Raw genomic sequence first — 12307 nt, 5'->3', positions numbered from 1 at the left:
CGTGGTGCGTGAAGGCCAGCGTGTCAATCAGGGCGACGTGCTGTTCCGGATCGATCCGGTGCCGTTACGGCTCGCCGTCGACCAGGCCAAGGCCACGCTGGCACAGGCCCGCACGACCTATAACAATCTGACCGCGAACATCAAGATTTACGACCAGATGGGCGACCTCATGCAGCAGGCCGTCGACCTGAAGCAACGCGACGTCGACCGCAAGAGCGTGCTCGCCAAGAACAGTTTCGGCTCACAGCTCGACCTCGACAACTCGTCAAACGCACTGGTCACATCGAGAGCGGAACTCGCATTCCTCCAGCAGCAGCTTTCGACTTCAAAAACCCAGTTGCTCGGCAATCCCGATTTGCCGATCGAGCAGTTTCCGCCTTACGCCCTGGCCACCGCGGCGCTGGCGCAGGCCGAGCGCAACCTCGATCACACCGAGATGCGGTCGCCGATGGCGGGGATCGCGACGCAGGTCGATCAGATCCAGCTCGGCCGCTTCATTGTCGCGGGAACGCCGGTATTTTCCATCATCGACACCGCAAAACCCTGGGTCGATGCCAACCTGAAGGAATCGGACTTCACCCATATCGGCGTCGGGCAACCGGTCTCGATCGACGTCGATGCGTTCCCGGATCATGTATTCAAGGGCACCATCGGATCGCTGAGCCCCGGCACCGGGGCGCAATTCGCCATCCTGCCGCCGCAGAACGCCACCGGCAATTTCGTCAAGGTGGTGCAGCGCGTGCCGGTCCGCATCTATCTCGATCACAACGATCCGTTCGTGAAGAAGCTCAAGGCCGGCATGAGCAGCTACACCACGATCGATACCAACCATCATCGCTCGCTCGCGGCTCTGCTCGGTATGTCGTCCGCCACGGCGAAGCAGGATTGATCGCATGAACGCGTCGGCGCCATCCTCCAGCGCGGTCCCGGGCTTTCGCCGCAACATGGTGACGATCTGCGCCATGACCGCGACCATCATGCAGGCGCTCGACACCACCATCGCCAATGTCGCTTTGCCTTATATGCAAGGCTCGCTGTCGGCGTCGCAGGACCAGGTCAACTGGGTGCTGACGTCGTACATCGTCGCCGCCGCGATCATGACCGCGCCGGTCGGCTGGGTCGCCAACCGGTTCGGCCGCAAGAAGGTGTTCATCGTCTGCGCCGCCGGCTTCACCGTGGCATCGGTGATGTGCGGGCTGGCGCAGGACATCACGCAGATGGTGCTGTTCCGCCTGCTGCAGGGCGTGTTCGGCGCGGCGCTGGTGCCACTGTCGCAGGCCGTGATGCTCGACTCCTACGCACTGCATGAGCGCGCCAAGGCGATGTCGATCTGGGGCATGGGCGTGATGCTCGGCCCGATCATGGGGCCGTCGCTCGGCGCATGGCTGACCGAGACCTATTCCTGGCACTGGGTATTTTTCGTCAACCTGCCATTCGGCATCGTCACGGTGGCCGGGCTGGTGATCTTCATGGACGAGACCAAGAAGAATCTTGAGCTGAAGTTCGACTGGTTCGGATTCGCAGCCCTCGCCATCGGCATCGGCTCGATGCAGCTGGCGCTCGACCGCGGCGAGCAGCTCGGCTGGCTGGAATCCAACGAGATCATCGCCGAGGCGATCGTCGCAATCGTCGGCTTCTACTACTTCTTCGCGCATTCGCTGACCTCGAACCGGCCGTTCATCCAGTTCGCGATCTTCAAGGACAGGAACTTCGTCGGCGGCTGCGTGTTCATGGCGGTCATGGGGCTGGTGCTGTATTCGACCATGGCGCTGTCGTCGCCGTTCCTGCAGAACGTGATCGGATACCCCATCCTCACCGCCGGACTGCTGCTGGCCACACGCGGCTCCGGCACCTTCGTGGCGATGATGCTGGTCGGCCGGGTGATGAAATATATCGAGGCGCGCACGCTGATCATGGCCGGCATGGCGCTGATCTCGCTCGGCCTGTTCTTCACCGCGCGCTGGACCGACCAGACCGGCGTGCCCGAGATCGTGATCGTCTCGATCGCGCAGGGCTTTGGCCTCGGCCTCGTCTTCGTGCCGCTTTCTACCGTGGCGTTCCTGACGCTGCCCAATCATCTGCGCACCGACGGCACCTCGATGCTGACCTTGATGCGCAACGTGTTCAGCTCGGTCGGCATTTCGCTGGTGATCGCCCAACTCACCTCGGGCACGCGGATGGCGCACGCGGTGCTGGTCGAGCACATCACGCCGTTCAACAACGCGCTGCAGATGCCCGGCGTCCGCGAGATGATGGACCTCACCACCGATGGCGGCCGCGCTCTGGCCGACGCCATGGTCACCTTGCAGGCGACGATTATCGCGTTCGGGCTGGACTACCAGATGGTGATGGTGGTGACGCTAATTGCGATCCCGCTGGCGCTGATGATCGGATCCAGCAAGGCCGCGCTGCGCGCGCAGAGCAAGAAGCCGGACGATCATGCGGCAGTGATTGAATAGCGTTTCTGAACCTCGCCCCGCCCTTGCGGGGAGAGGTCGGATCGCCCTTGCGATCCGGGTGAGGGGCTTGGCACGGCGCCAGCCCAAGGTTCGGATTTTCGAATCGGTTTCTTGTTTGAAAATGGCGTCAGGCTGCTGGCGACGCGACGAACACGATAGCTCTCTCATACTGAAATCGCGTGCCCTGCCCCTCACCCGCCCGGCTTCGCCGGTCGACCTCTCCCCGCAGAGGGCGGGGAGAGGTGAAGAGGCCGCGTGCCTCCAACTCCACGTCGAAGAACTCCGTCTCGTTGTCGCCCTGCAGGTGGATATCGAAGCGATACACGCCGGGCGCGGTCTTCTTGGCGATCAACGTCGCGCGACGATCGCCGGGGACCTGCGCTATCACACCGTCCGACGCCGTCGCCGGTTCGTCGTCGAAATAGATCCGCGTCATGCTCTGCATGGTCATGCCGCGGCCGAACACCGCTAGCACGATGTGCGGCGCCTGCGGCTGGCCGTCCGCCCCCGGCACGGCGCCGGGCTTGATGGTCTCGAACGAATAGCCCGCGGCGCCCGTACCGCAGCGGCCGAAGCCCTTGAAGCTGGCGTTTGGCAGCGAGCGCTTGTCCTGCGGATCGGAGAAACGGCCCTGCGCGTCGGCCTGCCAGATTTCCAGCATGGCGTCCGGCACGTTGGCGCCGTCGCCGTCATAGACGAAACCTTCGACGCGGATGCGGTCGCCGGTCACGTCCGCCGTCACCAGATTGTTGGAGAAGGCGTCGTTCCAGTCATACTTGCCGTTCGGCGTCAGGCCATAGGCGAAGTACGGGCCGACGGTCTGCGAGGGGGTGATACCGGACACTTACTTGTTCTCCATGGGCGTGGCGTTGCGCCCGCGCAGCACGATGTTGAAGCGATAGGCCAGCGCCCAGTCGGGCACGGTGGCGTCGAGATCGAAATCCGACACCATGCGCAGCCGCGCCTTCTCGTCGGTCACCGAATTGAAGATCGGATCGTACGGAAACAAGGGATCGCCCGGGAAGTACATCTGCGTCACCAGCCGCGCGACGAAGGCGTGGCCGAACACCGAGAAATGGATATGGGCGGGACGCCAGGCATTGGGGTGGTTACCCCACGGATAGGCGCCGGGCTTCATGGTGACGAAGCGGTAGTTGCCCTGCGCGTCCGTCACGGCGCGGCCGGCCCCGGTGAAGTTCGGATCGAGCGGCGCCGGATGCTGGTCGACTACATGGATGTAGCGACCGCAGGCATTGGCCTGCCACAGCTCGACCAGTACGTTGGGTTGGCCGCGGCCATCCTCGTCCTGCACCTGGCCGTGCACGATGATGCGCTCGCCGATCGGCTCGCCGGCATGCATGGTGGTGAGGTCGCTATCGCCCGGCCGCACCGTCTCGTGGCCATAGGCCGGGCCGGTCAGTTCCGACAGCGACTGCTTGATCATGATCAGCGGCTTCTGCGGCGCGCGCTTGATGGTGCTCTTGTAGCCGGGCGACAGCCGCGGCGCATGCGCGGCATTGCTCTCGACGGGATAGATTAGCGTCATGCTGGTTCCCTCAGGTCTTTCCCCGTCCTTGCGAGGAGCCCTTGCGACGAAGCAATCCAGTCTCGCTTGTAGCCTTCTGGATTGCCGCGTCGCTTCGCTCCTCGCAATGACGACTTGTTAATTCAACTTCTCGATCGCCATCGCCACGCCCTGGCCGACACCGACGCACATCGTGGCCAGCGCCAGTCTGCCGCCGCGCTTCTCCATGCCGTGCACCGCCGTCATCGCAAGGCGCGCGCCGCTCATGCCGAGCGGGTGGCCGAGCGCAATGGCGCCGCCGTGCGGGTTGACGAAGTCGGCGTCCTCCTTGACGCCAAGCTGGCGCAACACAGCAATGCCTTGCGAGGCGAAAGCTTCATTGAGCTCGATCAAATCGAAGTCTGATATCTTGAGGCCGAGCCGCTCCATCAGCTTCTGGGTCGCCGGCACCGGGCCGATGCCCATGATGCGCGGCGCCACGCCGGCCGAGGCGAGGCCGAGGATGCGCGCGCGCGGCGTCAGGCCGTGCTTCTTCACGGCGGCAGCGGAGGCCAGGATCATGGCGGCGGCGCCGTCATTGACGCCGGAGGCATTGCCGGCGGTGACGGTGCCGTCCTTGCGCACGATCGGGCGCAGCTTGGTCAGGCCTTCCAGCGTGGTCTCGGGACGCGGATGCTCGTCCTTGTCGACGGTGATCGGGCCGGCCTTGCCACCCGGCGCCATCACGGCGACGATCTCCTCGGCGAAGTAGCCGGAGGCGATCGCCTTCCCGGCGCGCTGCTGCGAGGTGATCGCAAAGGCGTCCTGGTCTGCGCGCGAGATCTGGAAATCCTGCGCGACATTCTCGCCGGTCTCCGGCATCGCGTCGACGCCGTACTTTTCCTTCATCAGCGGGTTGATGAAGCGCCAGCCGATGGTGGTGTCGAAGATGTCCGCAGAGCGGGAGAACGCCTCCGAAGCCTTGCCCATGACGAACGGCGCGCGGGTCATGGATTCCACACCGCCGGCAATCGCGAAATCGATCTCGCCGGCGCGGATGGCGCGGGCAGCCGCGCCGACGGCGTCAAGGCCGGAGGCACACAGGCGATTGAGGGTCAGGCCGGGAACCTGCTCGGGCAGGCCGGCCAGCAGCAGCGCCATGCGCGCGACGTTGCGGTTGTCCTCGCCGGCCTGGTTGGCGCAGCCAAAATAGACTTCGTCGATCGCGGTCCAGTCAACGCCCGGATTGCGCTCCATCAGCGCCTTGATCGGGACGGCGGCGAGGTCGTCGGCACGGACCTTGGCGAGAGAGCCACCGAAGCGGCCGATCGGGGTGCGCACCGCGTCGCAGATAAAGACATCGCCCATCGCATTTCTCCCTGTATGCCGCCATCGGCGGGTTTTCGTCTCGAATTTGCAGGTGTTTTAGGAAGGCCCGCCCCGGCCGTCAAATGCTCGCTGGCCGGGAGCGGCGCGTTACCGCAAGGGCGGCTATGCGCGGGAACGAGTGTCAAATGCCGTTATGCTGTCCCGGACGCCGTCGCCCGCGACGGTACCGGCTCAGCGGAGCGGCATAAGAACGCCGCGCTGCATCCGGGACACGAATTCCGAGGCACTCAGCACTGGAAAACGCCCTCCGGCCCTGTGAATTCCCCGGCCAAATTTGCTAGCGTCCGCCGCCATGACGATCCAGCAAAACATCCCTGCCCCGCCCGAAACGACCGCGCCCGTGGAGGACACCACCAAGGTGTCGCCGATGATGGAGCAGTACCTTGAGATCAAGGCGGCCAATCCCGGGCTGCTGCTGTTCTACCGGATGGGCGACTTCTACGAGATGTTCTTCGAGGACGCCGAGACCGCCTCGCGGGCGCTCGGCATCGTGCTGACCAAGCGCGGCCGCTACCAGGGCGCCGATATCGCGATGTGCGGCGTGCCAGTGGAGCGTTCCGACGACTACCTGCACCGGCTGATCGCGCTCGGCCACCGCGTCGCGGTGTGCGAGCAGATGGAGAACCCGGCGGAGGCGCGCAAGCGCGGCAACAAGAGCGTGGTGAAGCGCGACGTGGTGCGGCTGGTGACGCCGGGCACGCTGACCGAAGACACCCTGCTCGATGCCCGCACCAACAACTATCTGCTGACGATCGCGCGCGCCAAGGGTTCCGCCGGCGCCGACCGCATTGGCCTGGCCTGGATCGACATCTCGACCGCCGAATTCAACGTCACCGAATGCAGCGTGGCGGAACTCGGCGCCACGCTGGCGCGGATCAACCCGAACGAAGCCGTCGTCACCGACGCACTGTACAGCGATCCTGATGTGAGCCAGTTGCTGCGCGAACTGCCGGCGGTGACGCCGGTGACGCGCGACGTGTTCGACGGCGCCACGGCCGAACGCCGGCTGTGCGACTACTTTGCTGTCGCCACGATGGACGGCCTCAGCGCGATGTCGCGTCTGGAGGCGACCGCGGCGGCCGCCGCCGTCACCTATATCGACCGCACCCAGCTCGGCAAACGCCCGCCGCTGTCGCCGCCGAGTCGCGAGGCCGCCGGCACCACGATGGCGATCGATCCCGCCACCCGCGCCAATCTCGAACTGACGCGCACGCTGGCCGGCGAACGCCGCGGCTCGCTGCTCGACGCCATCGACTGCACCGTGACCGCGGCGGGCTCGCGCCTTTTGGCGCAGCGGCTTGCTGCCCCGCTCACCGATGCGGAGGCGATCGGTCGCAAGCTCGATGCCGTCGCAATCTTCGTCGCCGACAGCGGCGCGCGTGACGATATTCGCATCTCCCTGAAGGCCGCGCCCGACATGGCGCGCGCACTGGCGCGGCTCGCGGTCGGCCGCGGCGGGCCACGCGACCTCGCCGCTCTGCGCGATGGCGTGCTGGCGGCTGACAAGGTGCTGGCGCGGCTGTCGCAGATCGGAACGCTTCCCTCCGACATCACGGCTGCGATGGACGCGCTACGGCGGCCGTCGCGCGAACTGGCGCACACCTTTGCCCGGGCGCTGGCCGAAGATCTGCCGCTGATGAAGCGCGACGGCGGCTTCGTCCGCGAGAGCTTTGAGGCCGCGCTGGACGAGACCCGCAACCTGCGCGATGCCTCGCGCCTCGTGGTCGCGGCGATGCAGGCGCGCTACGCCGACGACTGCGGCGTCAAGGGCCTCAAGATCCGCCACAACAACGTGCTCGGCTATTTCGTCGAAGTCACCGCGCAGCATGGCGACAAGCTGATGTCGCCGCCGCTCAACGCCACCTTTATCCACCGCCAGACGCTGGCCGGCCAGACCCGCTTCACGACCGCCGAACTCGGCGAGATCGAAGCCAAGATCGCCAATGCCGGCGACCGCGCGCTCGGCCTCGAACTGGAGATCTTCGAGCGTCTCGCTTCGATGGTCGCTGCAGACGCCGATAACCTGCACGCGGCAGCGCATGCCTTTGCGCTGCTCGACGTCGCCACCGCGCTGGCCAAGCTTGCCATCGACGACAACTACGTCCGCCCCGAAGTCGACAATTCGCTCGGCTTTGCGATCGAAGGCGGCCGCCATCCCGTGGTCGAACAGGCTTTGCGACGCGACGGCCATCCGTTCATTGCGAACGCCTGCGACCTGTCGCCGGGGCCGGCGCAAAAATCCGGCCAGATCTGGCTGATCACCGGCCCCAACATGGCGGGTAAATCAACGTTCCTGCGGCAGAACGCGCTGATCGCGCTGCTAGCGCAGATCGGCAGCTTCGTGCCGGCCGCGCGCGCCCGCATCGGCATCGTCGACCGGCTGTTCTCACGCGTCGGCGCGGCGGATGATCTGGCGCGCGGCCGCTCGACCTTCATGGTGGAGATGGTCGAGACCGCGGTGATCCTGAACCAGGCCTCCGAGCGCGCCCTCGTCATTCTCGACGAGATAGGGAGGGGCACCGCGACCTTCGACGGCCTGTCGATCGCATGGGCGGCGATCGAGCACCTGCACGAGAGCAACCGCTGCCGCTCGTTGTTCGCGACGCATTATCACGAGCTCACCGCGCTTTCGGCCAAACTGCCGCGACTGTTCAACGCCACCGTCCGCGTCAAGGAATGGCACGGCGACGTGGTGTTCCTGCACGAGGTGCTGCCGGGCTCCGCCGACCGCTCCTACGGCATCCAGGTGGCGAAGCTTGCGGGCCTGCCCGCCGCGGTAATCGCTCGCGCCAAATCGGTGCTGGCGAAACTGGAAGCGCAGGACCGCGGCCAGGGCGCCAAGGTCCTGATCGACGACCTGCCGCTGTTCGCTATCCCCTCCCGCGCGGCCGCCGAACCGGCGCCCCCGACCGAGGCCGAGGCCCTGATCGCGGCGCTGGCCGCGATCCACCCCGACGAGCTGTCGCCGCGCGAGGCGCTCGAAGCGCTCTATGCGCTGAAGGCGAAACTGCCGAAGGGCTGAGCCTCGCACTATCTGCCGTCATTGCGACGTCAAGGAAAGCTGGTTCCCAGCTTTCCTCTTAGCGAAGCGACGCGGCAATCCAGAAGCCAAAAGCTCGGCAAGAGCTGGATTGCTTCGTCGCAAGGGCTCCTCGCAATGACGGCTGAGGGTTCTCAAACCACCCGCCGCCGCCCCCACGACCACAGGCCGAGATTCCACGCCACGCAGATCGCCAGCGCAAGAGTCAGCGAAACCGCGGAGCCGAGCGGCACGGCGGTGAGATGCACCATCGCGAGCGCCAGGCCGAATCCCATCAGGCCCCAGCCGCTGCTGGCGATCACCGCCGCGGTCGGCCGGCCGCCGATACGCGGATGCAACAACAGCATCAGGCTGGTCAGCACCACCGGATACACGGCGAGCATGCCGCTGCCTGCCGGGCCGATCGTGTGCGAGAGCGTCACCACGGTGGCGACCAGCGTCGACACCAAAGCGGCGCGCAGCGGGACGTCGTACCAGCGCCGGATAGCCGGCGGCATCTTCACATGGCGAAACGGCTTCATCAGCGGGAGGCAGATCGCAAACGCCACCGCATTGACGGCAAGGGCGCTGCCCAGCGACCATGTGGTCATCCGTACGATCGCCGCCAGACCGAACCACACCAGCACGGCGGCGCCGAGGCTGACGATCACGCCGCGGCGTTGCGCCACCAGGACGTAGGTGAGGCTGAGAAACATCGTCGCGGCGTTGATCGGCAGGCTGGTCAGCGCGCCCTGCGCGATGAAGGCCGGGTCGTGATCGAGCGCCAGAAACACGTAAGACGGCCCGGCCGAAATCGGCAGCGTCGCCACCAGCGCCCCGATCGCCGGCCCGGAACGCTCGGTGATCATGGAGGCGGTGACCACGAAGGCCGCGGTCACGGCCATGCGCAGCAGCAGCGTCAGGGCAAAAGCGAGTTCGGGGGACATCAATGCTTCTCGTCATGCACGGCGTTATGCCGGGCATCCACGTTGTTTGCGACAGGACGTGGATGGCCGGGCAAGCCCGGCCATGACGACTATGTCTGTTGGTGCCCTGCTTACACCCTGTTCATCGTGACCGAAACCTTCGGGCCGTTCTTGATGGTCTGATACACCACGCAATAGCGTTCGGTGAGTTTCAGGAGCAGATCGAGCTTGTCCTGCGGCGCGTCGGTGTCGACGTCGAAGCGCAACCGGATTTCGGCAAAGCCCACCGGCGCCTCCTTGTCGACGCCCAGCGTGCCGCGGAAATCCAGATCGCCTTCCGCGATCACATGACCGGACTTCAGCGGCACTTCCACCGCGGTCGCGACCGACTTCAGCGTCACGCCAGCGCAGGCCACCAGCGCCTCCAGCAGCATGTCGCCGGAGCATAGTTCGAGCCCGGAGCCGCCGGTCGCCGGATGCAGGCCGGCCATCGCGATCTGGCGCCCGGTCTCGAGCTTGCAGGCAATGCCGTCCTGGTCGATCGAGCCGTTGGCCTTCAGCGTGATGAAGGCGGCGGCGGGATCGGACTTGTAGCGCTCCTTGATCGGAGCTTGCGTCGCGCGAAGCGTGGCGGCGTCCATGGCTTTCTCCCTGATGTTGTTGGCGGCATTTAACGGCGATGGCGCGCCGATGTCACCACCACATCGCCTCGCCGACGCCGGGCTGCACAACGCCGTCGGGCAGGTTGCGATCCAGCGAACGGTCCAGCGCGATCATCACGCGGTGCTTCACCGCCTCGAACAGCGGCGAGGCGCGGTCGCGCGGTCGCGCCAGGTTGACCACGATCTCCGCAAACAGCCGCCCCGGCCGCGGCCGCATCACCAATACGCGGTCGGCCAGCACCACCGCTTCATCGACGTCGTGGGTGACCAGGATCAGCGTCGGGCGGGTATCGGCCCACAGATCGAGCAGGTGATCCTGCAGGTCGCGGCGCGTAAAGGCATCGAGCGCGGAAAACGGCTCGTCGAGCAGCAAGACTTCCGGCCGCGGCACCAGCGCGCGGGCGATGGCGACGCGCTGCGCCTGCCCGCCGGACAATTCGCGCGGCCAGGCATCGGCCTTGTCGGCGAGGCCGACGCGGGCCAGCGCCTGCGCGACCTTTTCCCGCCGCGCAGCGGCGGGCAGGCCGGACAGGCCGAAGCCGATATTGTCGGCGACGCTGAGCCACGGCAGCAGCCGCGGCTCTTGGAAGATGATGCCGATCTTTTCGTGCGGCGCCGTGATGGCGGTGTCGTCGACGCGGATCGCACCGGCGCTGGCGCGGTCGAGGCCGGCGACGGCGCGCAACAGCGTCGACTTTCCGCAGCCGGAGCCGCCGATGATCGCGACGATCTCGCCCTTGGGGATCTCGGCGGAGAACCGTTCAAGCGCGTGGACGCCGTTGGGATAGGTCTTGCCGACGCGGTCGAGCCTGAGCATCACGCTTCCTCGCCTGGGCTGAACGCATCCTGCCAGCGCAGCAGCGGCGCGGAAACCAGTTCGATCAGCCAGTCGGTGGTCTTGCCGAGGATAGCGAAGATGGTGATGGCGGCGAGGATCTGCGCGGGCTTGCCGAGCTGCTGGCCGTCGATCAGGAGATAGCCGAGCCCTTCGGAGGCGCCCATGAATTCCGCGGCGACGACGAACATCCAGCCGAGCCCGAGCCCGACGCGCAGCGATACGACATAGGCCGGCAGCACCGCCGGCAGCAGGATGCGGCGGATCATGGCCGGCCCCGATAGCCGAAAGGTGCGCCCGACCTCGACGATCTTGCGATCGACCGAAAGGATCGCGCCCATCACGCCGAGATAGACCGGGAAGAACACGCCGACCGCGATCAGCGCGACCTTTGAGGTCTCGAAAATGCCGAGCCACAGGATGAACAGCGGCACCCAGGCGATCGAGGGTATCGCGCGCAACGCCTGCACCGTGGGATCGAGCAGCCGCCGCGCAAGCGTCCAGTAGCCGGAGACCGCCCCCAGCAGCGTGCCGGCGACCACGCCCAGCGCGAAGCCCGCGCCTACCCGTGACAATGTCGCCGCGATATGGCGGGACAGTTCGCCACTGGCGGCCAGTTCGGCGATGGTGGCGAAGATTTTCGACGGCGGCGGCACCAGACGGCCGTTCGACCACCCCGACCACACGACGAATTCCCAGGCCAGCGCGACGCCGAGCGGCAGCAGCACACCGAGCACCGGACGCGCCAAGCGCCAGCGCCCAGGCGCGGCCGGTTCGATCGCAACATCTCGTTCAAGCGCAGGCGTATCCAGCGTCATGGTCATAGGAAAATCGGTCCGGGAGGGAATTGCAAGGGTGGCAAAGCGGTGAGCGGTGCGCCTTTCTTCCTTCTCCCCTTGTGGGAGAAGGTGGCGCCGACGAAGTCGGCGTCGGATGAGGGGTTCAGCGCTCGCAACTACCCCTCACCCGTCCGCGCTATCGCGCGGACACCCTCTCCCACCTAGCGAAGCTTTGCTTCGCGCGGGGGAGAGAGGAAGTAAGGAAGGAGGCAAGCAAGAGTCCCTAACTCTTCGGCAGCGGCACCTGGTCATCGATCAGGGCGTCAACCGTGGCCTTCACATCCACCGTCGCCGCGATCACGCCGGCCTGCTGCAGTGCGAGCCCGGCCGCGAGGATCGACTCGCGCTGCGGCGCGCCGATCCGGCTGTGGGTGAGTTCGGTACGCTCCTTGAGCTGCTTGTCGACCACCGCGTCCGGCAGCTTGGTGACGCCAATGAAGCCCTTCTTGAGCTCATCGTAATTCGCCAGCGAATATTTGCGCGCTTCCTCATAGACCGCCAGCACGCGGCGGACGATGTCGGGATTGTCCTTCAGGAACTGTTCGCGGACGTTGAGAATGCCCCAGGTGTTGGCGTCCGGCTTGCGGAAAAACAGTTTGGCGCCGTCCTCGACTTCGGCCTGCGCCATCATCGGATCGAGGCCGGCCCAGGCATCGACGTCACCACGGATCAGC

General features: G+C 66.1%; 9 protein-coding genes and 2 pseudogenes. 3 read left to right on the top strand and 8 right to left on the bottom strand.

Annotated features, from left to right (window positions below):
- Together JWQ24_RS07760 and JWQ24_RS07755 are read left to right on the top strand one after the other, a co-directional pair.
- Positions 1-889 (top strand): HlyD family secretion protein (locus JWQ24_RS07760; protein ID WP_299806337.1); only part of this gene is annotated, 889 nt, incomplete at its 5' end.
- A 4-nt stretch (positions 890-893) separates the two neighbouring features.
- Complete coding sequence (locus JWQ24_RS07755) at positions 894-2459, top strand: DHA2 family efflux MFS transporter permease subunit (protein WP_299806335.1); 1566 nt, start codon at positions 894-896, stop codon at positions 2457-2459.
- A 268-nt stretch (positions 2460-2727) separates the two neighbouring features.
- Here the strand turns inward: JWQ24_RS07755 and pcaG are convergent.
- The 3 genes and pseudogenes from pcaG to pcaF form a co-directional block, all read right to left on the bottom strand.
- Positions 2728-3303: pseudogene (gene pcaG / locus JWQ24_RS07750) on the bottom strand (protocatechuate 3,4-dioxygenase subunit alpha); the annotation flags it as partial.
- Positions 3304-4005 (bottom strand): protocatechuate 3,4-dioxygenase subunit beta, encoded by a 702-nt coding sequence (gene pcaH, locus JWQ24_RS07745; RefSeq protein WP_299806331.1) that lies wholly within the window; start codon positions 4003-4005, stop codon positions 3304-3306.
- Between the two features lie 117 nt (positions 4006-4122).
- On the bottom strand, positions 4123-5331 hold the full coding sequence (gene pcaF, locus JWQ24_RS07740) for a 3-oxoadipyl-CoA thiolase (RefSeq protein WP_299806329.1): 1209 nt from the start codon (positions 5329-5331) through the stop codon (positions 4123-4125).
- 313 nt (positions 5332-5644) lie between these two features.
- Between pcaF and mutS the strand changes: the two genes are divergently transcribed.
- Positions 5645-8374, top strand: coding sequence for a DNA mismatch repair protein MutS (gene mutS / locus JWQ24_RS07735; RefSeq protein ID WP_299806327.1), 2730 nt, complete (start codon positions 5645-5647; stop codon positions 8372-8374).
- A 152-nt stretch (positions 8375-8526) separates the two neighbouring features.
- On the opposite strand, the gene JWQ24_RS07730 is transcribed toward mutS, so the two are convergent.
- The 5 genes and pseudogenes from JWQ24_RS07730 to JWQ24_RS07710 all read right to left on the bottom strand — a co-directional run.
- Positions 8527-9318 (bottom strand): hypothetical protein, encoded by a 792-nt coding sequence (locus JWQ24_RS07730; RefSeq protein WP_299806326.1) that lies wholly within the window; start codon positions 9316-9318, stop codon positions 8527-8529.
- Between the two features lie 110 nt (positions 9319-9428).
- Positions 9429-9938, bottom strand: coding sequence for an OsmC family protein (locus JWQ24_RS07725; protein ID WP_299806325.1), 510 nt, complete (start codon positions 9936-9938; stop codon positions 9429-9431).
- A gap of 52 nt (positions 9939-9990) precedes the next feature.
- Complete coding sequence (locus JWQ24_RS07720) at positions 9991-10776, bottom strand: ABC transporter ATP-binding protein (RefSeq protein ID WP_299806323.1); 786 nt, start codon at positions 10774-10776, stop codon at positions 9991-9993.
- Complete coding sequence (locus JWQ24_RS07715; RefSeq protein ID WP_299806339.1) at positions 10776-11612, bottom strand: ABC transporter permease; 837 nt, start codon at positions 11610-11612, stop codon at positions 10776-10778. The genes JWQ24_RS07720 and JWQ24_RS07715 overlap by 1 nt, the downstream gene beginning before the upstream one ends.
- A 244-nt stretch (positions 11613-11856) precedes the next feature.
- A pseudogene (locus JWQ24_RS07710) lies at positions 11857-12307 on the bottom strand (aliphatic sulfonates ABC transporter substrate-binding protein); the annotation flags it as partial.

The sequence above is a fragment of the Tardiphaga sp. genome (genome assembly GCF_028290495.1).
Taxonomy (GTDB): Bacteria; Pseudomonadota; Alphaproteobacteria; order Rhizobiales; family Xanthobacteraceae; genus Tardiphaga.
This window is presented reverse-complemented; position numbering and strand designations above follow the sequence as displayed.